Origin of the sequence: Cognatishimia coralii, from assembly GCF_037478305.1 — a bacterium.
GTDB lineage: Bacteria > Pseudomonadota > Alphaproteobacteria > Rhodobacterales > Rhodobacteraceae > Cognatishimia > Cognatishimia coralii.
On sequence record NZ_JBBGAZ010000018.1, the window covers coordinates 17,087 to 40,960 of the forward strand.

Annotated in this window: 28 protein-coding genes and 1 pseudogene; 13 read left to right on the forward strand and 16 right to left on the reverse strand. The window is 51.7% G+C overall.

Features of this window, described 5'->3' with window-relative positions:
- Positions 1–10 precede the first annotated feature (10 nt).
- Both WG622_RS18005 and WG622_RS18010 read left to right on the forward strand, forming a co-directional pair.
- A pseudogene (locus tag WG622_RS18005) lies at positions 11–505 on the forward strand (HU family DNA-binding protein); the annotation flags it as partial.
- Between the two features lie 65 nt (positions 506–570).
- The gene (locus WG622_RS18010) at positions 571–1,071 is read left to right on the forward strand and encodes a hypothetical protein (RefSeq protein ID WP_339404766.1); all 501 of its coding nucleotides are present in this window, start codon (positions 571–573) and stop codon (positions 1,069–1,071) included.
- Positions 1,072–1,937: 866 nt separating this feature from the next.
- Here the strand turns inward: WG622_RS18010 and WG622_RS18015 are convergent.
- The 10 genes from WG622_RS18015 to WG622_RS18060 form a co-directional block, all read right to left on the reverse strand.
- Entirely contained in the window at positions 1,938–2,576 is a 639-nt protein-coding gene (locus WG622_RS18015) for a hypothetical protein (RefSeq protein WP_303963334.1), read from the reverse strand.
- Positions 2,573–3,559: a CHC2 zinc finger domain-containing protein gene (locus tag WG622_RS18020; RefSeq protein WP_303963336.1), complete on the reverse strand. Its 987-nt coding sequence runs from the start codon at positions 3,557–3,559 to the stop codon at positions 2,573–2,575. Before WG622_RS18020 ends, WG622_RS18015 begins: the two co-directional genes overlap by 4 nt.
- An 8-nt stretch (positions 3,560–3,567) precedes the next feature.
- Positions 3,568–3,960, reverse strand: a complete 393-nt coding sequence (locus tag WG622_RS18025) for a thermonuclease family protein (RefSeq protein ID WP_303963339.1) — start codon at positions 3,958–3,960, stop codon at positions 3,568–3,570.
- A 20-nt stretch (positions 3,961–3,980) separates the two neighbouring features.
- A complete protein-coding gene (locus WG622_RS18030; protein ID WP_303963341.1) occupies positions 3,981–4,367 on the reverse strand; it encodes a hypothetical protein in 387 nt (128 codons plus the stop codon).
- A gap of 153 nt (positions 4,368–4,520) precedes the next feature.
- The gene (locus tag WG622_RS18035; protein ID WP_339404767.1) at positions 4,521–5,066 is read right to left on the reverse strand and encodes a hypothetical protein; all 546 of its coding nucleotides are present in this window, start codon (positions 5,064–5,066) and stop codon (positions 4,521–4,523) included.
- 1 nt (position 5,067) lies between these two features.
- Positions 5,068–5,304, reverse strand: coding sequence for a hypothetical protein (locus tag WG622_RS18040; RefSeq protein ID WP_303963344.1), 237 nt, complete (start codon positions 5,302–5,304; stop codon positions 5,068–5,070).
- A gap of 1,247 nt (positions 5,305–6,551) precedes the next feature.
- Complete coding sequence (locus WG622_RS18045) at positions 6,552–6,761, reverse strand: hypothetical protein (RefSeq protein WP_339404768.1); 210 nt, start codon at positions 6,759–6,761, stop codon at positions 6,552–6,554.
- Positions 6,762–7,466: 705 nt separating this feature from the next.
- Positions 7,467–7,709 (reverse strand): hypothetical protein, encoded by a 243-nt coding sequence (locus WG622_RS18050; protein ID WP_339404769.1) that lies wholly within the window; start codon positions 7,707–7,709, stop codon positions 7,467–7,469.
- Positions 7,710–8,155: 446 nt separating this feature from the next.
- A complete protein-coding gene (locus WG622_RS18055) occupies positions 8,156–8,464 on the reverse strand; it encodes an SLOG family protein (RefSeq protein ID WP_339404786.1) in 309 nt (102 codons plus the stop codon).
- Positions 8,465–8,473: 9 nt separating this feature from the next.
- Positions 8,474–8,623 carry a hypothetical protein gene (locus WG622_RS18060; protein ID WP_339404770.1) on the reverse strand — a complete coding sequence of 50 codons (150 nt, stop codon included), beginning with the start codon at positions 8,621–8,623 and terminating at the stop codon, positions 8,474–8,476.
- Positions 8,624–8,986: 363 nt separating this feature from the next.
- On the opposite strand from WG622_RS18060, the gene WG622_RS18065 reads away from it, so the two are divergent.
- From WG622_RS18065 to WG622_RS18075, 3 genes are all read left to right on the forward strand, one after another.
- Complete coding sequence (locus WG622_RS18065; protein ID WP_339404771.1) at positions 8,987–9,301, forward strand: hypothetical protein; 315 nt, start codon at positions 8,987–8,989, stop codon at positions 9,299–9,301.
- A 19-nt stretch (positions 9,302–9,320) separates the two neighbouring features.
- Positions 9,321–9,917 carry an HNH endonuclease gene (locus WG622_RS18070; RefSeq protein WP_339404772.1) on the forward strand — a complete coding sequence of 199 codons (597 nt, stop codon included), beginning with the start codon at positions 9,321–9,323 and terminating at the stop codon, positions 9,915–9,917.
- A gap of 201 nt (positions 9,918–10,118) precedes the next feature.
- Positions 10,119–10,976: a glycoside hydrolase family 75 protein gene (locus WG622_RS18075; protein ID WP_339404773.1), complete on the forward strand. Its 858-nt coding sequence runs from the start codon at positions 10,119–10,121 to the stop codon at positions 10,974–10,976.
- Positions 10,977–11,342: 366 nt separating this feature from the next.
- On the opposite strand, the gene WG622_RS18080 is transcribed toward WG622_RS18075, so the two are convergent.
- The gene (locus WG622_RS18080) at positions 11,343–12,029 is read right to left on the reverse strand and encodes a GntR family transcriptional regulator (RefSeq protein WP_339404774.1); all 687 of its coding nucleotides are present in this window, start codon (positions 12,027–12,029) and stop codon (positions 11,343–11,345) included.
- Between the two features lie 225 nt (positions 12,030–12,254).
- Between WG622_RS18080 and WG622_RS18085 the strand changes: the two genes are divergently transcribed.
- The 6 genes from WG622_RS18085 to WG622_RS18110 all read left to right on the forward strand — a co-directional run bounded on the left by WG622_RS18085 (position 12,255) and on the right by WG622_RS18110 (position 17,680).
- Positions 12,255–13,238 carry an ABC transporter ATP-binding protein gene (locus WG622_RS18085; RefSeq protein ID WP_339404775.1) on the forward strand — a complete coding sequence of 328 codons (984 nt, stop codon included), beginning with the start codon at positions 12,255–12,257 and terminating at the stop codon, positions 13,236–13,238.
- 36 nt (positions 13,239–13,274) lie between these two features.
- Positions 13,275–14,540 carry an ABC transporter substrate-binding protein gene (locus WG622_RS18090; RefSeq protein ID WP_339404787.1) on the forward strand — a complete coding sequence of 422 codons (1,266 nt, stop codon included), beginning with the start codon at positions 13,275–13,277 and terminating at the stop codon, positions 14,538–14,540.
- Positions 14,541–14,608: 68 nt separating this feature from the next.
- On the forward strand, positions 14,609–15,460 hold the full coding sequence (locus WG622_RS18095) for an ABC transporter permease (protein WP_339404776.1): 852 nt from the start codon (positions 14,609–14,611) through the stop codon (positions 15,458–15,460).
- Positions 15,461–15,462: 2 nt separating this feature from the next.
- Entirely contained in the window at positions 15,463–16,302 is an 840-nt protein-coding gene (locus tag WG622_RS18100; protein WP_339404777.1) for an ABC transporter permease, read from the forward strand.
- Positions 16,302–16,952 (forward strand): aspartate/glutamate racemase family protein, encoded by a 651-nt coding sequence (locus WG622_RS18105; RefSeq protein WP_339404778.1) that lies wholly within the window; start codon positions 16,302–16,304, stop codon positions 16,950–16,952. The genes WG622_RS18100 and WG622_RS18105 overlap by 1 nt, the downstream gene beginning before the upstream one ends.
- Positions 16,953–17,044: 92 nt before the next feature.
- Complete coding sequence (locus tag WG622_RS18110; protein WP_339404779.1) at positions 17,045–17,680, forward strand: tyrosine-type recombinase/integrase; 636 nt, start codon at positions 17,045–17,047, stop codon at positions 17,678–17,680.
- A gap of 417 nt (positions 17,681–18,097) precedes the next feature.
- Here WG622_RS18110 and WG622_RS18115 read toward each other — a convergent pair whose 3' ends face one another.
- Entirely contained in the window at positions 18,098–19,597 is a 1,500-nt protein-coding gene (locus tag WG622_RS18115) for an anti-phage dCTP deaminase (protein ID WP_339404780.1), read from the reverse strand.
- Positions 19,598–19,717: 120 nt separating this feature from the next.
- Here WG622_RS18115 and WG622_RS18120 point away from each other — a divergent pair, with 120 nt between their 5' ends.
- The gene (locus tag WG622_RS18120; protein WP_339404781.1) at positions 19,718–19,888 is read left to right on the forward strand and encodes a hypothetical protein; all 171 of its coding nucleotides are present in this window, start codon (positions 19,718–19,720) and stop codon (positions 19,886–19,888) included.
- A 113-nt stretch (positions 19,889–20,001) separates the two neighbouring features.
- On the opposite strand, the gene WG622_RS19260 is transcribed toward WG622_RS18120, so the two are convergent.
- The 4 genes from WG622_RS19260 to WG622_RS18135 are packed head-to-tail and all read right to left on the reverse strand — an operon-like array spanning position 20,002 to position 22,058.
- A complete protein-coding gene (locus WG622_RS19260; RefSeq protein ID WP_369077076.1) occupies positions 20,002–20,406 on the reverse strand; it encodes a ubiquitination-like system serine protease family protein in 405 nt (134 codons plus the stop codon).
- On the reverse strand, positions 20,396–21,589 hold the full coding sequence (locus WG622_RS18125) for a ThiF family adenylyltransferase (RefSeq protein WP_339404782.1): 1,194 nt from the start codon (positions 21,587–21,589) through the stop codon (positions 20,396–20,398). The genes WG622_RS19260 and WG622_RS18125 overlap by 11 nt, the downstream gene beginning before the upstream one ends.
- A complete protein-coding gene (locus WG622_RS18130) occupies positions 21,564–21,824 on the reverse strand; it encodes a multiubiquitin domain-containing protein (RefSeq protein WP_339404783.1) in 261 nt (86 codons plus the stop codon). Before WG622_RS18130 ends, WG622_RS18125 begins: the two co-directional genes overlap by 26 nt.
- A 12-nt stretch (positions 21,825–21,836) precedes the next feature.
- On the reverse strand, positions 21,837–22,058 hold the full coding sequence (locus WG622_RS18135) for a DUF2188 domain-containing protein (RefSeq protein WP_339404784.1): 222 nt from the start codon (positions 22,056–22,058) through the stop codon (positions 21,837–21,839).
- A gap of 500 nt (positions 22,059–22,558) precedes the next feature.
- Here WG622_RS18135 and WG622_RS18140 point away from each other — a divergent pair, with 500 nt between their 5' ends.
- Positions 22,559–23,689: a HigA family addiction module antitoxin gene (locus WG622_RS18140; protein ID WP_339404785.1), complete on the forward strand. Its 1,131-nt coding sequence runs from the start codon at positions 22,559–22,561 to the stop codon at positions 23,687–23,689.
- The last annotated feature ends 185 nt before the right edge of the window (positions 23,690–23,874 follow it).

The following is a 23,874-nucleotide window of genomic DNA, read 5'->3' on the forward strand; positions in this document are numbered from 1 at the left end:
CCTGGTTGGGATGTTTGCGCTAAGACGACAGCCGGTTAGCATACAAACTGGGGGTTCGACGGCTCTCGCGACAGCCAGAAAAACACGGCATGCTGAAGTACTGAGTTATGTAAGGTTGTCGAGAACTTATAGTTCGAATGGCGGTCCAGAGTTGCAAAATTCACCCGAAGCAATTAGCTTAGAAACACGATGCCATCGTATTGGAACTAACTTGCGAACAGAAAAAACCGTTAGTCGGCATGAGCTTGCTCGTAGAATTGCTCGCGAAGACCGAAGCTTGTCTGCGGTCGAAGCTGAGCGAATTGTAAATGCCATATTTGACGAGATTACTGCAGCATTGCGAAGCGGTGAACGCGTAGAGTTGAAAGGATTTGGAGCGTTTTCTGTAAGAAAACGTAGTGCGCGAGTTGGCCGCAACCCAAGAACCGGTGAACCTGTTTTCGTCGAAGAAAAACAAGTGCCTTTCTTCAAGACTGGTAAGCTGCTTCGAGATCGTATCAATGGAACGTCCCCTAGTGGAGACGACGATACGGATGATCCAGGCCCCGGCATAAAGACGGGTATAAAGAGATGAACGACTCTAAGGACCAAGATACCGCAGATGAGATCACACCCGGTATGGCTGCAAAGGATTCAGCAGCCACACCAAACTTGGCACCCGACATTTTAGCAGACCGCAAAAAAGCGGTTCTGGAGCAGAAACAGTACGTGACTGGCAGGGTCAGTGAGACATGCAGGTTTATTGGCTTTGGCCTAGTTGCCATTTACTACACGCTTACAGTTTCTGGTGAGCAGTACGCCAAAGAGCTTTTTGAAAGCTACACTTGGTACATCAGAGCATTCGGAGCCTTCGGAGCTCTGACTGTGTTTCTCGACTACATACAGTATATTGCTGGTGATCGGGCTGCGGCACGAGCTTTAACAAGAACCAACGATGGAAATAACTCCTATCGCTACAGCAAAAAGTGGCTTTCATACAAAGTTCGAGGCTGGAGCTACTTTGCAAAGCAATTGTTCTGTTTTCTGGGTTCCGCGAGCCTTGTTTATGTGATGGTGACCTCGCTTTTTTAGCCCGTATTTGTTCAGTAGATTAAAAATCGTTTCCCCACGAAGCAGTGATCAAAAGGCATTGTCTTAGGTGCGGAATAGTAGGCTACGCGAGCCATACTTTTTCAAAAGTTCATCGATAAACTTCTCTTGGTTGGCTCGGCAGACGCAAAGAAAGTAACGTCGTTCTATCATCTGTTCTATGATGTCTTCCAACGCGTAGATGAGCTTCCAAATAAAAAGAGAGCGCCCTAGTACACTCAGAATGATGGCAAGCGGGTTGAGGAGGCTCTTGCTGAGCCAGTTTGATACCAAATTACTCCGACGAAATCTTTATGGTGCTTCCTCCACCCCTTAGGTTTCGACAGTCTGGGCTATAGTAAATCTCATTGGAGTTAAAAACGGCCAGTACCCCAGGTCCAAACGGATTCTCAATTAGATCTTTAACTATTGCCTGTCCACCATACACTCGCTCCGTGCTTCCACCGCCATGTGGGTTCTGGCAATCAGGCGAATACCGAATCCACACCGAACCATTGTGTAGATTATTTCTCATGGCAACAACAACGCCTTCGCCACAACTCGCGATTGCCCATAGTCTGTGACCTTGACCATAGATTTTTTGGATTGAACCATCATTGCGCTTCCAATAAATCCCGGGAAAATCTTCATAAACTTGTCCTCCTCGACATTGTGCCGTTGTGGCCGCAGTCTGGGCGATTACAGAAGTGTACGGTGTCAAACATAAGACGAAAGCTGAAGCAAAGAAGGAATTCCATTTCATACATTGTTCTCCAAAGGCCGAGTCGCAAATCAATGCCAGTTATTATAGCGGTGAATTGAGCTTGAAGTAATTTGTCGTGTTTTTGGTAACGCCTGGCTAAATGGCCCTACTTTTTAATCGCTCTTAGGTTGCGAGGTTTTGGTTTTTCCTTAAACGTACACCCTTCCCGCCCGTCATACATCACAACCGGTTGCCTGCGTCGCCCACCTACTGGCCCCCAAATATACCACGCATGATCTTCGGTGCCGGTCTCGCCATTGCCTTCCCATGAGATCCGATCGGTTAGAGCGAGCTTTGCTCTGAACTTTGGATTGTCGCGGAATAGATGACTGCGGGTACTTCCAAAATCAAATTTGGCTGTGAGCAGCAAAGCGACCACGCCAGGACAACGCTGCAGTGCTTTGGCCGCAAACTTTGACGCTACAAAATTCCGATGCCCGTATGGCGGATTGGTGATGAGATCAAAATCGCCCATCTCCGTGATTGGAAAGTCATCACTGAGAAAATCAAAGTGGAAGGCATGCGGCTTTGAGTAGGTCGCGATGTCAGAGGCCAACACGGTGTTGGCACCAGAGGATAGGAATGGCTCCATCAATGCATGATTGCCTGCGGCAGGTTCCCAGATCTTGCCGCAACGCCAGAGGCCAAGCTTCTTGAGAGATCTGATCAGGGCATAGACGGCCCAAGGTTCGGTCTCATAAAGATCATTTTCCTTGAGCGCATAGTTTGACGCGGTGACGGTCATACCAGCTGATCAATCCATTTCTGATCCATAGTGTCGGGCTTAATGCCATCGGGGAGATCGATGCGCCGAACCATCATATAGCCGGCGAGATCAATTGTGGCTTTCTCAGCACCGAGCCTGCCGGCTTCGTCGCCATCAAGAACGACATAGGCGCGTTTGAACCCAGAGGTGACAATAAGATCGAGCTGTGTCTGACGCGCGTGAGATCCCATCAGCGCAACACAAGGAACTCCGAGCATGTGAAGTCGGATCGCTGACCAAAAGCCCTCTACGATCACAACGTAGTCGAGTTTGAGCGCCATGGCGCGATGCAGGTTGAAGAGTTCCAACCCCTTATTGAAGTTCTTGGGCAGCTTATAGCGGGGTTCTCCTTCCGGAGGGTATTCACTGGCGAAACGCCCACAATAGGCCACGAGCTCGCCATTCCTATTGTGAATTGGAATGGCAATGCGCCCGCGCAATGTCCCTCGTTTGGCCACACCCAGCCCAAAGACGCGTTCTGCTTCTTCGCAGATCCCACGGGATTTCAGGAAAGGGATATTGTGCGCTAGGTGCAATTGAAAGCTTAGTGGCTTATTCACTTCACTGACTTTCTTTTCTTTTTTGGTAGTTTCTGTGTGCACTTTTGAAGTGCCTCTGGGCTTTCGTAAGGAAGCTCGATTGCCGGTCACGTCAGACAAGGGAATGTCGCAGACGTCCATAATGATCTTGGAGATAATCCCGAGTTCGTGACCACTATCGCCGAGGTTTTCCTTGAGACGGACAAACTCAAATATATTCCCTCCTATCCCGCATCCAAAGCATTTAAACAGTCGCTTTTCAGGATGGATAAAACATGAAGGTGTCTTGTCTTCATGGAACGGACAACTGCATACGAGCTCGTCACCCGCTGGCTTTGCCTTAATCCCATAGTGCTTGAGGATAGCTGGAAAATCAGCGCGGGCCTGAACCTCGCTAAACTTTGGATACTTTGAGCGTGCCATGATCCAACTCAGCACCAAGACCGACGTTTGCCGCTGACATATCTACGAGCCAATCCTTCGCTGATTAGGATGTCGCCCAGATCTTGACCTTGTATCAGGATGCGCGCGAGGCCACGGCCGTATTTGTCTTTGCCTGGCAATACAATGAGATCGATGGCGCGAGCGTCGTTGACCAACTCCCGCGCTCGTTCGGTTGCGGCCTCACCAAGCGCTTTTTCAAAGCCGCACTTGGGCTTCCAGGTTTCTGGGGTGTCATAGCCAACGAGGCGATAGTTCTCACCCCTGTACTTAGCGGTATCTCCATCAACGAGATAGATCGATCTTGATGGTATGGTTTCCGCATGTGCGACTGGTACGGCAATGAATAAAGCACAAAGTGCTCGAAGGAGAGTTCGAAACATAAAGCTGTCCTTAGATTGACTTAGGCGGCCAGAGCCATCGGCTCTTGATAAGCGTTTGGCATTTGCACCACTTCGGGTTGATCGGCCAAACCGGCGACCATTGCACGTTTACCGCTCTGCGCTGAAAAGGTCATAATACCTGGCACGCGTGTTGCGGTTGCCCCCCAGATGAGGGTGAAGGAAATTCCAAGTCCGACCAAGACTTTGATCAGGCAGCTTTCCAGGGTGAGCAGATCTTCTTCCTTCAATGTGAGGAAAGATCCTGCACCGTTCACGATAAGATCGAGCAGGGTGTCGCGACCTTCAAACTCCACTTTCGCGAGCTTCAGGGCAGCGGAGAGGGCTGGAAAGTCATCTTTCGCGACAGAGCCAAAGAGCTGCAATTTGAAATCAGAATTCATATCCATTTTACGTCATCCGTTCTAAAATCAAGCCGTTAAAACAACGCGTTAATTGTACACGAAACCTCTGTTTTTCACAAGGAAATGAGGCGCTAATACACTGTTTTTTATAGATAATAGCGCCACACATCACAAAGATTTCTTTTCCTTTTTCCTTCATTACTGGCGCGCCTTCATCGACTTTCGATATCCGTCCGCTTGGGTTGCTAGTTGCGAACGCTCGGCTTCGTCCCAAAGCTCAATGAACCATTCTGCAAAAGAGATCTGGCGATATGGGGCATTGGTTGCGATCAAATCCAGCAGCGCCTCGTCCATGGAGGCGGGCGTGATTGAGTGGTGTTCAAACCAGCCGGTCGCCAACTCGGTGAGCGTGTCCAGCGTCCAGCTTTCGCGGTCGACATGCTCGGAGCAATACCATTCGTAGTATAGGAACGCGGCGACCTTGCTTTGGCTCAAGCTGGCAAACTCGTCACGGGCGACAAGGGTCCAGAGGTATCCGTCGTTCTTTTCGATCAGATATAGGGCATCGGCATAAATCCATACCCGGCGCGTTCCTCCCTTTAGCTCGAAGATATCGCGTTCAACGCCCATTTCTTCACAGGCCTGCGCAATCGTTACCGCGCGCCCTGTTTTGTAAAACTGGGCAAAGGTCATTGGAAGCTCACGGATTGATTGCGGCTTTGAAGCGGGCTGAGCCTTGTCCATCTCAAACTCTTTCTTCATAGCCGATAGCCCGATCACCGTTTGCGCATCGGCCCATCAGGAGCGGGCCTTTGTAGCCAATGAGATATGGCAAGTGAAACGTCTGATCTTTGTCGATCAATGTAGCCGGTGGTCGTGTGGCGACATCGACTTCAAAGCCAGTTAGGAATTGCTCAAGCTCGTCGGTGTGAACCGTTACCGGACCGCACTCGGTCTCCACTGTGAATGCAAACGCTACCATGGCCTATTCCTCCACGGAAAAGACGACGGCCTCGTCTTCGACTTCATAAGAGACGTTCTGCTACAGAAATTGCTTTACAGCATCAACAGGTAGCGTTGGGAACGTATCCCCAATGATGCCAAGTATCGTTGCTCGATCCTGTTCAAATGCGTAGCCATTGATGGCCCAAGCGATAACGCCAGGTGAATGCACAAATTGAGATGAGTTCAATCGATATGTTGTCATAAAGTCCTGCCTTTCGAGTTTTGAGGCGCGACGGTTCATCCCGTGCGCTTACCTTTTTCTCTCGGCAAACAGGGGGGAGAGGGTCACACTGAATCTTCCTCGCGCAACCGATCCTCACCCACACCCCTGAGAAGGCGGGATTTAGATGCCTGCTTTAGACAGAGTTTTGCCGAATATTCCGTTTGACGCTCGGGGGGCGGAACGCCCCCATTTGCAACATCGCCACAAGCTCAACATTTGATGAGGCTGAGTAGAACCAACCTTCCCGGAGGGCGAGCTTTGCTCGGGTTATGCGAAGCCGTGTTCGCTCGGGTTAATCATCCACCCGACCTTACTTTCAGAGCCACTTCTTTCTTGCTTTTGAGCTTCAGCTCGACTGGACGCCCGCCGCGTGTTTTCCAGCGCGGATTGTTTCGACCTCGGGAGAAATCATCCCAGCGCCGCAGCAGGTCCTGAGCGCAGACCCACACATCGGAGCGTGGGCCTGTGGTAAACCGCGGCCGCGTCATGGGATCGTGACCTTCGGCGGAAATAGGAGCCTGTAAATGACCATGGGACAAAGGGTTTGGATTGGCTCGGAAAGACAAGTCAAAGTCTATTGGCGCAGGGATTGTCAGGGTTTGAGTTCCGGTTCCAGCTTGGCGCATGGCGCTGAGGTGGGACTAGAGCCCGGTGACTGAACTTGTTCAGGCAGACGCCCAGAACTTCAGTATCGACACATTTAAAATCAGCACTCGGCACATCCAAACCACACGACTTCTCTTGATGGGTCAGGTTTTTCCGAAGTCCCATGAATTACACTCTATACTTGCGCCAAATACCCGCTAGGTTGTGCTCACCACACTCTCGCTATGCCCACCCGCGAAGCGGGTAGCCTGTGCGGCAGCACAATGTCCCAGTTATTGGGCTTTCGTAGAAACGCGAAGAATGCCTGATCACTGGGACTACTTACCACCACTGAGGTCGCAAGGTTAAAGAGGGCAGCTTCTGCTGCCCTCTTTGCCAGGGAGGAGGAGGGAGTGTTATTCGATGACGTTGTCGTCGTTCTGCTCGCGGTCCCGTTTGGGGAAGGCAACCATTTCGACAGTTGGGAACATGTTATGGCGTACGGTGATTGAGGTGATGTCGCCTTGGTCGTTGGTGTGAACGAACGCGACGCCGCATGTGTCCCAGTAGGAGCGTCCGTCTTTTTCGCCTGTCTTTACGTTGAGTTTGAGAGTTTGCTGAGCCATTTGGTGTCTCCAATCTGAGTGTTTCGATGAACATGCCCAAAAGCTCGGCCCAAGGAGTTGTCAGCCGAAAAATTGCTGCGCGAGGAATGAAGCGGAACACGATCAAAAGGAATATGCATACAAAATCCCGTTCGAGCGCCGCGAGAGGCAGGGAACTTGGATCCTATTCATCGTGTCTCCGCATAAGGGGAATTTTTCTGTTGAAGCAAACGCCCGCGCGTTTGCCGCCTCTCCGACGCCGCGCTTATGTTCATCAAGAAGAAACACGAGTTATGGAGACCAGTCGGCCCAGCTTCACAAACTGACTGTATTACGAACAAGACGGATGCTCCGTTGGAACAGATGTGATGATGACTGACGCAGCAATGACCAAGGTGGGATCACCGGAGCGTCCGGTAACATGATCACGCGGACGAGCGTTTCCTTCCCTGGGCAAGATCAGATTGCATTCGCCACATAGTTCGGCGCGCCTTTGAATGGTGAAGAAACAGCCAAAGCTGCCTGGAGCGTTTCCACGTCTTGTTGAGACCAAAATCCTTGCCTCTAGCTTCGCTCGAATGGGATTTTGGCCACTCTTTTGGTTTAATGTTTCGTGGAAACGCTTTAACCACCGAAGTGGGGGACACAGCGTGCAAGCGCGTAAGACGCAACTGACAAAATAAAAGGGTCGCCAGAAGGCGACCCAATTCAATCCCGAAGGGCGGCTCAAAAGAGCCGGATTACCGCGATCAACAAGGCGGTTTGACCCGCCAAGGCACCGAACATCCATTTGAGGATTTCGGATTTCGCGTCTGAAATCTCAACTTTGATATCTGCCTTTGTTGCAAAGCCAGATGCATCGGCGCTCGACATGGTTTGCACGATCGCATCCGCTTGTTTCTTGTCGAAACCCGCGTCTTGAAGAGTGTTGGATGCTTTCAGTGTATCGATCTGCATAGCTTGAGCCATTTTGCTAACTCCTGATCTTTACATAAGTGAATTGAGCTGATTTTTCCGGCCAAGACCGCAGCATGCGGTCGCCGTCTGAGGGCCGTGCAGAGTCAAGGATCGGCGCAGCCGACGTGCGAGCCTGCCGATTTCCGCCAGGTGAAAGCCTTGACCAGTATGAGTCAATGACGGGACTGTTTGCCTGCGTCTCGTTCGGCCCATGAATCTGCTCAGCGGATTCATGGTAATCAGCCGAACACCACCTGCATCGTTTGTTCCTGATGTACCGAGTCTGTATTTCCGGCCGCGCAAGTCGGCCTGGTGCGCGCCTCACAGGCGCGTGGCCTGCAGCCGTGCTGGGGGCGTCCCGGCCCCCGGCTCGCTTCAGGTCGCACACCGTCGGCTTCTCGTTTCGGGAAAGGCCCACTCTGCCGAGTGGGCCTCCCTGAAAATTGAGCAAGAGCGCTCTAGTCTCTTGGGCGGTCAATTCGCATGACTTTTATGCCTTCGTCCTCGGCCTTTTGACCAAGGTTTAAAGCGATGCCTGTTTTGCCAAAGATGGCAACACCGCCTAGCGGGTTTGGTGTGTCGAGCATTTGGTCAATCGCTTTAAAGCCTGCGGCTTTGCCAAAGGCGCGCCAATTAGGCACGAAAGTGACTTGAGCAACCTTACGCGAGCGCGCCCATGCTGCTGCGATTGCATCCACTCCGATTTTGTCCGCCTTGTGAAACAAGATCAGCTCGGAATTTTTGTTCTGACGAAAGCGCTCGCGGATTTTATCGAGTTATCCCCAGATTAGGGCCGTATCGGTCCATTCGCGTTCACCTGCCACGGCCAAAGGTATGCTTTCGATTTTGAAGGCTTTGGCGGCTTGGCGCTCGTGTGCTACTAGCCACCCTTTGGTCTCAAAAACGCCGCCAGTGAGTTGCGCCATGTTTGATGTACGCCCACCAGTGGGTGGGATAGCCGTCAGCCTTCTGACCAGTTGACCAGGAACGAAGGCCTTGGGACCTCGCATAGCAGTGGGACGCAATATATATCCCCCTGGGTTTCGTACAGTAATCCCACTAGGGCATCCCGCCTTTGTCATAGTAAGCACTGAGATCTCGATGGCGGTTTTCGCCGAAAGGCTTTGTGTAGACGCTGCGGTTCTTGGACATGACTTTCTCCTGAATGAAATTCACTCATCACAAAGTCCTCTTTCTCTATCACAATATATTGTGATCAGAAGCTAACTAACCACAACATACTTGCATTTGTTCCCGTTTTGATCTATATTCAAAATAGGAGATGAGACATGCAAAACACCGCCGAACACACCGCAAATACCAACGTATTACCGCCCACCGCAAAGCAAATGGCATACGCTCGTAAGATTGCTGGAGCGCGTAATCTGGTGTTGCCATGGGATGTTCGGCAGGATCGTCGGGCGCTTAGCTGTTGGATCGATCAGTCAAAGCAGCTCGCGGCTGTGCGTGATGATCGGCCAAGCTCCAAACAGGTTGCCTATGCGGAGAAAATTGCGCGCATCAAGCGACGCAATATTCCAGATGAGTGTTTTCTGAACCGCCAGTTGATGTCGCGCTGGATCGATTCAAACGGGTTTCGGTGATCAAATCTTGAGAAATTGCTTGCGGGAACCCATCGCCGAGATCTTCGAAAGGGCAAATTTGCTACGTCAAGCAGTGGACGCACACAATGCTGGGGACCATGAAACAGCTGCAAGTTATTTCAAGGAAGCGAACAGGGATGAAATCCGTGCTTGGACTGAATCTCTTTGGGGCGCCAACAGCGAACAATTTTTGAACCTGCGGCCAGAATTGAGAAGGCATCCTGTTTTAGCGAAAACTGAACGGGTCGTTAAAAGAATGCCAAATGCTGAAGAGCAAAGGCTCATTCTTAAACGCGACGGCTTTCATTGTCGCTTCTGTGGTATCCCCGTTATTCACAAACGCATTCGCGAAAAGGTTCGTCGTACTTATCCCGTCGCGGTGCCATGGGGCAAAACCAATGTTTCACAACATGCGGCGTTCCAAGCAATGTGGTTGCAATTCGACCACCTCATTCCACATTCCGCTGGCGGAACAAACAGCATCCATAATGTGATTATAACCTGCGCTCCCTGTAACTATGGTAAAAAAGATCACACAATCGAAGAGCTTGGTCTGAGAGATCCATTTAGTCGAGAGCCATCAAATTCCGACTGGATCGGGTTGGAAAATTTCTAGCATTTGCTGGTGATCCTTAACCGGAAAGATTGAGATGAATATTCGCAGCTAATTTTCCTAGGTCTAACCGGACCAGTGAGGTCGCTGAAAAAGTGCAACAACAGTCCAGACCGTATCCTGCGAACAAATCAATTGCGTTACGTTCCCATCTTCTTAAGCTGATTACACTTTAGAACCTCAATTACATTCAGGAATTTGCCAATGCTTAGAGCTATCATCTACAGTTTTTCCGCCATCGCACTTGCCGGGTGCATTAACAGTTCGACTACTGAAGCAGAACATTTTGAAAATAGCGTCACATCTGGTCAAGAATACGCCAAACCTAGCCGAGAACCAATCTTAGTAGACTACGCATCACAATTTCAAAGATGTGATCGCGAGAACATTTTCAATGGTCGGCAAATGAAAGGTAACAAACGTTGCCGGCATCCAAATCCTCGGCGCAGAGACCTTAACATGCTGGATGGGTTTTATCGTCTTGAAGGCACCGCCATAAGCTTCAAAGCGAAAATGTCAGTGGATGTTGATGGAGGCTATCCACCCTGTGCTGGTGTAAAAGGCGCCACCGATCAATGCCCTACGACTTATCGATATAAATCGCTCTCTCCGGGAGATGAAAACCTACCCAAATGGAGGCGCACATATGTGACGTCGGATCTCGTTCCCTATGTCGTAATTCCATACGATAGCTTGAAATCAGGTAGGCCAAATGATCGTGAGTCACGTGAATTTCGAGACAATACTGGCGTCCAGATTGGAGATGTTGGGGTCGTTGTCTTCGAAGACAAAGTGATCCCGGTCCTAGTTGCGGATGGCGGGCCACATAATAAGATCGGCGAGGGTTCTTTAGCGCTTTTCGACGCGCTTGGTCATACACGTTGTGCTGAGCGGGTTGCCAATGACCCTAAGTTCTGCGCGAAGGTTAAAAACTATAGTTTGGGCAAAACCGTCGAGTATATCCTATTTCCAAACTCCTCGATAAATGGGCTGACGCCATCAAATACCAATCAATTGGTAAGAAAAAAGGCAATTCAGCTTTATAATGATCTATTTCAGTAAGGTTAAGCCTGCCGCAAAATTGTCGCGCACAAAGAAACAGAAATAACAACAATCGCTGTGCTGCCACATCCTTCGTTACGGCTCCCAACGTGGGCCGTTTCCGTCTTGCGCTTCATCAAGCAACACCTTGCCCAAGATCTCCACCGCCTTCACTGCTGGCAGAAACACCCCAGCGGATAGGCATCAATCTCGGTGATCCACCCCAGACGAACGCTTAGGTCGTGTTAGCAACTGCCCTTGATATCGCTCTCGTCCCAGAGCGGTCATTGGCTGGCACCTATCAATGCCGCAGCTGCAGCCCCCATTCCGGACATTCGCTGTGACGTATCGTTTAAGTGTAAAAACCGACTGTGTTTCGAAAGTTCTTTATTTCCGCAACGCCTCTTTCAAAGACGTTGCCCCCTTATCACATTCGCGCAAGTCGAGCTGGGAATAGATGTCCAGAAGGTGGCCCTTCATAAGGGCTTCGGCGGCGGAACCGTCATGGCTGCGCAATGCATCAACAAGGGCGTGGTGAGCGTTGCTTTCGCACAAGGCATTGCGCCGTTTCCAGTAGAGCGCGATAACCAGCGAGGAACGAGACACGAGCTGTTTTAGGAATTGCTCAATCGTTTGCTGATCCGCAATTCGGGCGATTTCCAGATGAAAGTCCCCCGAAAGCTTCAATGCCAGACCAGGCTGATCTCGATCAAGCGCCTCATGCTCTTCCTTAATGTGCCGTTCAAGCAGGGCAATATCATCAACTGTAGTGCGTTCGGCGGCGGACCGTGCTGTGCTGGGTTCCAACAGCGCGCGGGCCTGAAACACTTCATGGGCTTCTTTCAGCGAAGGCTTTGAAACGAACGCCCCGCGGTTTTTTTCAATTGTCAGCAGGCCTTCAAACGCCAGTGCTCGCAAAGCCTGCCTAACGATAGTCCGACTGACGCCAAAGACGTCGCTCACCTCATCTTCGCGCAGCTTAGCTCCGGGCTTGAGCCGATGCTCATGCACAGCGTTTGTCAGCTGTGCAGCAATGTCCTCTGCCGCGAGCTTCTCTTTGGTGATGTTTGACATTTCGGTTCCTCTGCCAAAACCCTGCTAACTTCACTGATCAAGCACAACATCTCAAACAATACGAACCCATATTGTATACAATTAATGCCTGTTTTTTATACACACGTGCTTGGCCGTGCTTGATTTCTAACCGCTCAGCGTAGCTCCTTCACAAGTTTAGCGGATTAATCTTTGTTGTAACAATCGGCCTAGGGCAGCGTTGCCACACTACCTTTTGGGGGCGGCATGAAGCAAAAGATCGATCTCGAACTGATCAGCCTGACGAAGCGCTATGGCACTACTGTCGCAGTTGACGCGATCAGCTACCATTTTGACGCGGGTACGTATGCTTGTCTATTGGGGCCGTCAGGGTGCGGGAAGTCTTCGACCCTGCGTATGATCGCCGGACATGAAACAGTGTCTGATGGGTCGATCACCCTCGGCGGTCGAGACATTTCCACCTTGACGCCAGCTAAACGTGGCACAGCCATGATGTTTCAGAACTACGCGCTGTTCCCGCACTTGAGTGTGCTCGACAATGTCGCCTTCAGCCTGACCATGAAAGGCGTCGACAAAAACACCCGTCATGCCCGTGCCAAAGAGCTACTGGAGCTCGTTGATATGACGGCCATGGCGGACCGTCTGCCTGCACAGCTTTCAGGCGGGCAACAACAGCGTGCGGCCTTGGCACGGGCGTTGATCACTGAGCCCGATGTCTTGCTGCTGGACGAACCTTTGTCAGCGCTCGACCCTTTCCTGCGTATTCGTATGCGCGCCGAGTTGAAAAAGCTGCAACGAGAACTGGGCATAACCTTTGTTCATGTGACCCATGGTCAGGATGAAGCCTTAGCGCTGGCCGATGAGATCGTTGTCATGAACGATGCCAAGATTGAGCAAGCTGGCAAAACGCGCGCGGTCTTCGATGCGCCTAAGACAGCATTCGTGGCCCGGTTCCTTGGGTCACATAACGTTATGGCGATGCCAGAGGGGATGGTCGCCGTGCGTTCGGACGCGTTGACGTTGACAACTGCGAAGGCAGCAAAACTGCCGGGCACAATCACAAACATCGAATACCAGGGCACGCATGTTGCCCTGACCGCTTCGGTTCCGGGCGACCAAGAGGTGACGGCACTGCTGTCTGACAAGGATTTCTTCGGCAATCCGAAGGAGTTGGGCGAGGCAATCGGCCTCGACTGGGAGGCTGAGGCGGCACATGCCTTGGCTGGATAACGAACCGTTCAACAGAGAGGACGAACCATGACGACAATCTCCAAAGTACGCTATTCGCGTCGCTCGCTGCTGAAGTCGGGTGGCGCGGCGGTGGCGGCCGCCGCGCTTCCGGCTCCAATGGTATGGGGACAAGAGACGAAGAATATCACCTTGCGCCAGTTTGGCACCGGGGTGTCGAACTTGAACGACGTGGCCCTGAAAGTCAAAGAGGATTTAGGCTTTGATCTGGAAATGACCGCGCTGGATACCGATAGCGTGACCCAGCGTGCGGCAACACAGCCCAACAGCTTTGACATCGCTGATATCGAATACTTCATCTGTAAAAAGGTCTGGGCCGCAGGCAACCTGCAGGCGATGGATACCTCCAAAATCGCCCAATACGATAACATTGCGGGCACGTTCCGCAGTGGTCTTTTGACTCCTGAAAGCACTATCGCCCAGGGGACCGCACCGCACACTGTCGGGTTCACTACAGGCGTCGACGGCACCGAGTTCGTGCAGGAAGAATCTGGTTGGATGACTTTGATCCCGACAATTTACAACGCCGACACCCTCGGCATCCGTCCCGATCTTATCGGTCGTCCGATCAACAATTGGTCCGAGTTGCTGAACCCAGAGTTCAAGGGCAAGGCGTCGATCCTCGATATCTCTTCCATCGGGATCATGGACATGGCGCTCGTCGTCGAATCTATGGGCGAATACACCTATCCCGACAAGGGCAACATGACCAAAGAGGAGATCGACCTGACGCTTGGTATCTTCACCGAGGCCAAGAAAAACGGCCAGTTCCGCGCGTTCTGGAAATCCTTCGATGAGAGCGTGAACCTGATGGCTTCGGGCGAAGTCGTCATCCAGTCTATGTGGTCGCCAGCCATTACCGCAGTACGCTCGCAAGGTATTCCATGCGTCTACCAGCCGCTGGAAGAAGGCTATCGTTCTTGGGGCGGCGGTCTTGGCCTGTCGGCATCCCTTTCCGGCATGGAGTTGGACGCGGCTTATGAATACATCAACTGGTACCTTTCTGGTTGGGTCGGCGGCTATCTGATGCGTCAGGGCTATTACTCTGCTGTGCCAAGCACCTCCAAAGAGTTCATGTCCGAAGACGAGTGGGGGTACTGGTACGAGGGCAAGGAGTCTCAGGGCGACATCGTCTCCCCAACTGGAGCGAAACTGGCCGGGCCCGGCGAAGTGCGCGACGGTGGATCCTTCCTCGACCGCATGGGCTCTGTTGTGTGCTGGAACTCCGTCATGGATGAGAACCAGTACATGGTCCGCAAGTGGAACGAATTCATCGCAGCTTAAGCGATGCACGCCGGAGGGCTTCGGTCCTCCGGCATACAGAAATTCTTCAAAAGACGGCAGGGGCAGATTTGCGAAACAATACAGTCATAGGCTGGCTCTTGGCTGCGCCATTGTCCTTGGTGCTGCTGATATTCCTTGTCGCTCCGATTTTGATGATCGTCGTGGTCAGCTTCTGGGGCGCGACAGAGTGGTCGATCTACCCTGCATTTCTATTCGATAACTACGAATTCCTGCTGACCTCGGATGTGACGTACCGGGTCTTCCTGAACACATTCAAGTACGCCCTGATTACGTGGGTCTTCACGCTATTGATCGGCTTTACGGTGGCCTATTACCTAGCCTTTCACATACGCAGCCTGACATGGCAAATTGCGCTTTTCCTGCTCTGCACGATTCCGTTTCTGACCTCGAACATTATCCGTATGATCTCTTGGATCCCGTTTCTGGGGCGCAACGGGATTGCCAATTCGACGCTGATCTCAATGGGTGTCATAGATGAACCACTGGAATGGCTGCTTTTCAGCGACTTCAGCGTCATCCTTGCTTTCGTGCATCTCTACACGCTGTTCATGGTCGTCCCGATCTTCAACACCATGATGCGGATCGACAAATCTCTGATTGAGGCGGCGGTAGACGCGGGGGCAACTGGTTGGCAAACGCTTTGGCATGTGATCATTCCGCTTACCAAACCAGGGATCATGATCGGAACAATCTTTGTCGTCGCACTTGTAATGGGCGATTTCATCACGGTGCGTTTCATGTCGGGTAGTCAATCCGCCAACATGGGGCGGCTGATCCAGAACGACATCGCCTTGCTGCAATATCCGTCTGCGTCAGCAACCGCGGTGATCCTGCTGGTCACTGTCCTTATCCTGATCGGAACGCTTCTGCGCTTCGTCGATATCCGCAAGGAGCTATGATAATGGAGCCGCGTCCTAAGTCTTTCTACGCACTGACAGCCTTCTTCGTGCTGTTCCTGATCTTTCTTTACGGCCCAACCGTGACGATTGGGATTCTGTCGTTCCAAGGCCCGGGCGGCGGTTTGACCTTCCCGATGCGTGGCGTTTCGCTGCATTGGTTCCGTGACCTGTTCGAACAACAAGCTGTGGGCGATATATGGGGATCATTCAGCCGCTCACTGGTGCTGGGACTAATGGTGATGGTGACGACTGTTGTGGTCTCGGTCATGGGCGGGCTGGCCTTTCGCAAGCGCTTTGTAGGGTCCACGGTCCTGTTCTACCTCATCATTACGTCGCTGGTGATCCCTTCAATCCTGATATCTCTGGGCGTTGGACTCATCTGGTCACAATCCGGCCTGCCAGTGCACTGGTCGAGCTCCGGTTTTGGCGCGCAGCTGACTTGGACATTGCCGTTCGGCTTGCTGATCATGTTCGCTGTATTTAATCGTTTTGACCGCTCTTACGAGGAAGCTGCACGTGATCTGGGGGCAAGTCCGTGGCAGGTCATCCGTCATGTAGTGCTGCCCATTATCGCGCCATCACTGATCGGAGTTGCTCTCTTCGGCTTCACGCTCAGCTACGACGAATTCGCCCGAACCTTGCTGACCTCCGGCAGCTACAACACGCTGCCGCTCGAGATTTTCGGCATGACGACTAACGTGACTACGCCGGTGTTGTTCGCCTTGGGCACGCTGACGACCTTGTTTTCCCTGCTTGTGATCGGTGTATTTCTGCTTGTCGTTTGGCTATTGAACCACCACCGCGCACGGCAAGGGTCCGATGCTGGCAAAGGCATGATCTAATGGCCGTGATCATCATAAACCCCAACAGCACGCGCTCAATGACTGATGCCATGCTAGCCCAAGCACGCAGGTCAGCCCCCAAGTTGGCGTTCGAGGGCTGGACCTCACATGAAGGCCCTCCTGCTATTCAAGGCGTCACCGACGGAGAAGCTGCGCGCGCGCCATTGCTAAAGTTGGTTCAGCAAGCGTCGGCGCAAGGCGCTGACGGCATCATTATTGGGTGCTTTGATGACACTGCGCTTGAGGATGCAGCAGACTTGGCAGATTGCCCAGTGATCGGCATTGGCCAGGCATCCTATCACTATGCGGCCCTCAGAAACTGGCGTTTCAGCGTCGTAACAACTCTTTCAGTCTCAAAGCCAATCATTCAGTCAAATATTGAGCGGTATGGGTTCGATCACGTTTTATCGAAGGTCCGCGCGTCGGAAATTCCGGTTCTGGAATTAGAAACGAACACCAAACGTGCCTGTAAGGTGGTTGCACAAGAAGCTCTGCTTGCGGAACAAGAAGACGACATATCCGCAATCATTCTTGGCTGTGCAGGCATGGTCGAAGTCGCAGATACGGTTAGAAGCAATCTGTCTACTACGGTTATTGATCCCGTCGAATGCGCGGCGCGATGCATGCTGTGGATGCGTCGGATAGATTAAGGCCCGAAGGCTCTTTTGAGATTTGTGCTACCGTCGAAATGGCAACGCGGGGTTGTCGTTCTGGGAGGGCATGGCGGATCGGAGGATCAGCCATGGGAACCACACCGAACCTACCAGCCATTCGCGCACTCCGTCCCGCTTGGAACAAGGGGCGGATCGTCGACAGGAACCGACCGTTGAAGCCAAAACATGTCTGGGCGATCCGGGTCCGACTTGAATTGGCCGAAAATCATCGCGACCTTGCACTATTCAACATGGCGATCGACAGCAAGCTGCGCGGTTGCGACCTTGTGAAGATGAAAGTCGTCGACGTCATGGCGTCTGCTCAGATCAAAGAACGGGCATCTGAACTACAAAGCAAGACCAAGAAACCCGTGCGGTTTGAAATATCCGAAGGCACATGCGCCTCTGTAGAAAAGTGGATGGAGGATGAACTCATGGTCGGCTCGGAGTACCTATGGCCGGGTCGGTTCCATGAACGTCTGCACATCTCGACACGCCAGTATGCCCGGATCGTCCGGGATTGGGTCACGTCGATCGGTCTGGAGGCCAGCGCGTACGGAACGCATTCGATGCGAAGGACCAAAGTCACACAGATCTACAAGAAGACTGGCAACCTAAGGGCGGTCCAGCTCCTACTTGGGCACACAAAAATGGACAGCACCGTCCGGTATCTCGGCGTTGAATTGGAAGATGCCCTTGCGATCGCAGAGGCCATTGAAATCTGACAACTTGGGCCGTCTTCGCGGACGGCCCATAGCTGTACGACACGTTCAGTGCGAAACTTAGTTTCGGAAGCAACCGGTAGTGGTTCTGAACGGCTGCTTTGCTGAATTGCCAGCGTTTGCCACGCACCTGCAGCGAATGTCGGCAACCCGCCCATAATACACAGTCCGCAATCGGCCCATACCTGCCATTGGCCGAAGGCCCGCATCACTGCAGCCCGGCCCTTCAGAGGAGACATTCGCTGCAAATGCAAATCTGACGCCACCGATGCAAAAAGTTGAGCACCAAAAAATCGTGATTGTCGCTAGAGGGCAGATGACTCCACGTTGCTTGCGGCTCGGAGCATTTATGCCAAGATCAAAAGGTCTAAATCACATCTGTTGGACCAACAAGCTCCGAAACCAAAACTGATCGCGGCGTTAACTGTATAGGTTCTCAATTATCGCAAATAGCTCTCGCGGAGTGCCCCCAACTTCTATGTTGCCCAAGCGAGGAGCGGCATAACCCTCGTACCATTTTTCGACTTCTCCTTCGTCAGTCTGTCGGCTCCCCTTCTCAAAAATGTCGCGGTAACGCCGCGGGGAGACACCATAGAAATGTTCGATCGAAACTGTGGCGGTATCAGGCGTGTCAGGCACGATGATATCCTGGAACAGACTTTCGGTTTTGCTCTTTGGGTAGGGCTCAATGAACACGATGCGTTCGATCCCTGACGCTACTAGATGCTTCGCACAGTTATGACATGGATATGTCGTCACAAAAATGGTGGATCCTTTGACCGACCTACCAAGACGTGCAGCGTCTGCAAGTGCATTCATTTCAGCATGAACCATGCGCCCGTACTCAGTGACTCCTGAAACAAGAGACTTCTTGATAGCCTTACGATGATCGGGATCGTTCAAGATCTCTTCAACTGTAAGATCTCCAGTTATTAGACCTTGTTTTTTCAGGATGCCCAGGAAGTCAAAAATCATGCGATTAATCTCATTCTTGTTAGCTTCGCCTCCAAGATCGATGTCGCGTCGCTTATTTTCCTCTTCGTCCCAGTAATTGCCTCCGCCGTACTTTGGGACCTCATTGCATCCAATAGAAATGAGATCACCCAACGAAGTGCAGATCGCCGCACCGACTTGTCTCGACAAATCAACTGACCTGAGCGATGCAGCCTTCGCCATGTAGCTGCCAAACTCGTCTGAAGTTGGAGCAACGTTATTTCTTCCGAAGAATGCCTTGATGAACCGTTGGCTAGAATGCTCAATTGAAGCTTCAGAGGTTCCATCGAAGAAAACATCTCCAAGATGGAATATTTTTGAAATCCGCTGACCTCGGTCTTCGGCTTTTTCGTTTTGATCGATGGCGATCAATTCATCCGCATGCTGCTCACATCTTTCATTGTCCCAACCATGTTGTTCAGTCCGAATTCTTCCGGTCAAAGACCGTTTTCGTTGTTCCAAGGGGGTGACAACAGAGACCTGCACAAAGCGCTTTCCGAACGCCTTTGTGAGAAGCTCAATCTCTTCGGGCAACTTAAGTTGATCAATGATGAATGCATGCTCATCAAGCGGTACAACGGCTTGCTCATCCAGTTTTGCCTCATCCGTTTCGCCGCCGGCTGCGGCCGCTGAACGTCTATAGTCGACAATTTGTCTGATAGCCTCTGATGCAAGAACGGCGTTGTTCCCGAATGCCTCTCTAACGGCATTACCTTTCCTGATCTTGTTGTGGAGCACGGATGTCGGGGTCTCCTCAAAGTCTGTACCCTTGGCAGCCAGCAGCCGATCCATCTCCTTGCTGAGAGAAATTGTGGTCGGGGTGTAGTCCATCTTTTTCAAAGTCGCGGCAAGGCTTTCGCTCGCTTCGTGAATCGGGCAACCGATGGGACCCACTAAACCAAAAACTAGCTCGACACGGCTTCGCATGAAGGAAACTTTCCATAGTTATCAACACAATATTTTGCCTATTCCTACCTTCCGTCAAGGCAAGTCTTGATCTGGACGGGCCAATGCATCACAGTGGGGTTGCTTGGTGGGGAGGCAAAGATGGACCGTGAAATGGATCAAAATGTGATGCAGAACAACCAACCACAGGCCCAAGCACAAGGTGATCAGACACGTGATTTGGAGCAAGAGCGCCAAGTCTACGAACGTATGCTTGAGCGACAATCCGAGGCGTCGCGTCAATACAGCGTGGGAAAATTCAGATCTGCTTGAGGTCGGTTCGGTAGCACCTCTTACCAAGCCGAAAAATGGGATGCTAATTCCCGTCGTGAACGGTCTAGTCCGGGCCCAAGACATCCACAAGAGCGGCAAAGACCGATCAGTTCTTAGTCCAAGATGGACTTGATCCAGTTCCATACTCGAACAAAAATGTTGGGAGTAGGATAGTGCTCTTTGAAGTATGCTTCTCGCCTTGACTGCTCTGCTGCTCTCCCAGCAAGCACCTTTTGTTCACTCCATTGGCCCGCCCATTCTACCTTCCCGTTGGTTATCAGGTAGTGGGATCTACAGTTCTGCTGCCAGTTTCCAACCGAGGGCCTCAAAGTTGGCCCAGACTCAGTATCTCGAACCAACCATTCTGTCGGCCCCAGCGGTGTCCTAACTTTTACACCGCACCCACACGCACAAAGATGTGCCGCGGTTTGGAATTCCTGTGAAATGTACAAGACCGAAGGCTCAAGTTTCTTGGGCATGTAGCCCACTCTTTCAAGTCTGAAGCGCTCAGTTTTCATCGGGCAGGACTTCCCCAACTGTTCCAAGATCGCTCAGATCAAACAACAAGTGCTCATAGGCCTTATCTTGAAAGTAAAACCCGCGAAGCTGCTTGTATCTTATGATCGCCAAAGCGGCGTTCAGAGCGTTCAATTCTGCTATCTGGATGTTGGTGCGATACAAGTCGTCAGGACCATCAGCGAGTTCAGCATAGCCCTTTACCAAGGTTTCTCCGCCCGTTTTAGAACCAAAGTAGGTGACTCTTGCCATTCCGTTCAGGGCTCCGCTTCTGCGCTTCAGTCCCATCCCTACATCAATGAATGGAATCCCCCGGCTGATCAAAGCATCGAAAATCTCTGAGCGCGACGACCCTTTGTCAACGCATACGAAAGCAAAAGTAACTCCATCAAGCAAGTCCGCGGTTTCTTCATCTATGAAGGTTTCATGCGATGAGAAGCTGTTTCTGAAGTTTTCGTATCTATCGCCATACACGTTTGCCTTCGGACGCCCAAGTTCACATTCATCGAGTCGCCCGGGCGATCTAAATGCGTTGTGCACGTGAAACACATCCGCGTCGAAAGCACGGATTTCTTTTACGGGTGTCTTCACCAAAAAGTCCAAAAGGTAGCCGCCCGTTCCGCCAAGCCCTACTACCGCAACAATCTCCTCGCTAAATTCTTCCGACAAGTCGGTGATTTCGGCGCGGCTAGTCAGCGTGTCATGAAACTTGAAGACAGACTCTGACCCGCAGTCTTCTTGAACTCGAAAAGTAAAGGGGTCAGCCCCTTTCATCGACATGGCTGGGCCGGAGATGATCGAAATATAAGTGTCGATTTTATCAAAAAAGTCCCGATATCTCCCAGTGTTCTTGGGTTTGTTAGAAAACCGCCTCTGAACAACTACGTCCTTCGCACCGGCACTGAGCGCAAGACTACACGGCCCACCGCCCAAGTTTCGGATAGGTGCGCCATCAAGGCCATAAGGCACTCCGCCAGCGAAGAAAACTTGGTGGTCGTCTTGAACAAATCTAAGCTTGTCGACTGCGACCAACTTCGCGACGATCGCGCCCCAGGCCAAGTCCAGGCGCTCATCGAGATAGGGTACATCACGCACGACGAGATAATTGCTATCGCAGCCGACTGCGTACCCCTTGCTAACAAGGCGGCCGATGTCGTCGTTATGATTGACCAGTTTCTGATACATTGAAGATCATGCCTTCTTTCACTTTGACCGAACCGCCTGGTGCAAGAACGCCGACTGGCTTGTTGCCGTTACCCTTGGTGAACTTCACCGAATAAGTGATCTCCGGGTGCTGCGAGTAGTCAGGAACCTCAAGAGCGACCAGCTCCGCATAGGTGATCTCCTGCTTCTTCGGCCAGTCGTGAGGGGTGCCTTCCACAATGATTGTGACTGTCTTCTGCTCTTTGCCGTTCTTCATGGTATGTGGCTCCTAGCCTTTGGGTGGATACGGATCATTGCCGTAAGAGTTTGCGTCTCGGATTCTGCCGTCGGGACGGTGGATGATGACTTCGCCACGCTCGCGCATGGCGGTAGAGCGGGCCGCGCTTGTCGCCTCGGTCTGGGTTGCATGAGTTGAACCAACTCTCGATGACCCTTCACGCCGGGTCGCCCAAGAGCCGTTGTGTGGCACCACATGAATTCGCTTAGACATCTTATCCTCTTTTTTCGACACACGATGTGTTACTTTTTTATGTCAGGCGAGAACGAGTCGTCAAACCTTTTTTCATCCCATGTCGTGTTATGTTTTATTTTTTGACATCTGGGCAAAAACAAGTACAATCATCGTTATGAAAACAAGGCGCTCCAAGGCGTCGAGCAGTGTCAAGGGTCCCACATGCAGGTCGGTTTCGAGTCCCCATCCGTCGGGGCCCTGTGCAACAGCGGAAGGGATCTCATCAAAGCTCTTGGTGATGAGGCGGCGGAGAATGTGAAAGATCTTTTGTACTTTCTGGATGCCGCTCCAACCTTAGCCGATCTAAGCACATCACCTCCGGTCCTTCGAAAGAAATTGGCTGAAAAGTCCCTGCCCTCATTCTCGGTCGGGCGATCCGGAAAGGGACAAGTTCTGTTCAAACCAAGAGGATTTAGGGTGGGTCAAAGTCTTCGAGACATAAAAAGCATCAACGTCATTTCTGTGGGAGGAACAGTATAATGACAGATCGATTTACTGAGTTTAGACCCGACTACGCGCCAAGGGTACCGGGTGACTACCTGCGCCGGTTCCTCAATGAGCGCGGCATCAAGATCGTAGACTTTGCCCGCCGGACCGGTCGGCCGACAAAAGCTATAAGTGAGATCATTTCCGGCAAGGTTTCGATTACACCAGAAACGGCAATTCAGTTTGAAAGAGTGCTTGGGGAAAGTGCCGGCTTTTGGCTCGCCCTAGAAGCAAAGCATCAATTGTCGCTTGCACGCTCAAAAGAAGAACAAGCTGCGTCATCGAAGAAGGCAATGTGTTGGGCCAAACGATTTCCAGTAACGCAGATGTTGAAGCTCGGTCTGCTAGACAAAAAACCTGATCCATCGGAACTTGTAGACCATATCCTCAGGGCTTTTGGCGTAAGCAGCATTTCCGCATGGGAGCAGCACTGGCAAAAGCGGCTCGACTTATCTCGTTTTAAACAACAAGATCATAACGGTATTGATCCTCTGGGAGTTGCAGTTTGGCTTAGGGCAGCTGAGATTAGGGCCGACGTCATCGAAACAGAGCCTTACTCTGAAGCGACATTTAGATCGACGCTTCCGCGCCTTAGGGATCTGTCAAAACAGCCTTGGCGCAAGATCTCGAATGAATTGATATCTCTTTGTGCGAAAGCTGGTGTGGCCGTTGCCATGGTCCCATCAGTTCCTCGCACTGGACTTCGTGGTGCCGCATATTGGGCGACCAAAGACAAAGCCGTAGTCGTTGTGAGTGATCGACTGGGATATGAAGCCAACGTATGGTTCGCGTTTTTTCATGAGTGCTGCCACATTCTTGAGCATAGCAAGAAATCTGTCTTCATCGATAAAGATAACAACGGCACCGCAGGAAGAGACCTTGAAGCGGAGGCGGATAGATTCTCCGCGGAGACAATCATTCCGGGATCGATAGTCTCGGATTTCAAAGCGATTTTTGGGTCAAAAGTTCCGAGATTCAGTTCAAAATCGCTCACGCAATTTGCAAGCCAGCATGATGTCGACCCGGGACTACTTCTTGTTAGGCTACAGCGCGAAGAGGTTATCAGCTACAAAACGCAGCTAACAAAAGTAAAGAGACGCATCACCTTCAGCGCTAACGGATGAATGTCTGTATTGACCTTAGCTACGGGTTTGTCTCGCAGAAGCAGCGAATGTCTGGTTCCCGCCGATTCTGTGGAAAAACAACGTGTTGCTGACGCAGAAAGCGCGGTGCTGAACATAGCGCGAGCGCCTTTTCTATCAGGCTTTGCGCGTTTGCTGCGGTGCGGGAAAGATCTTTGCCAGTTTGC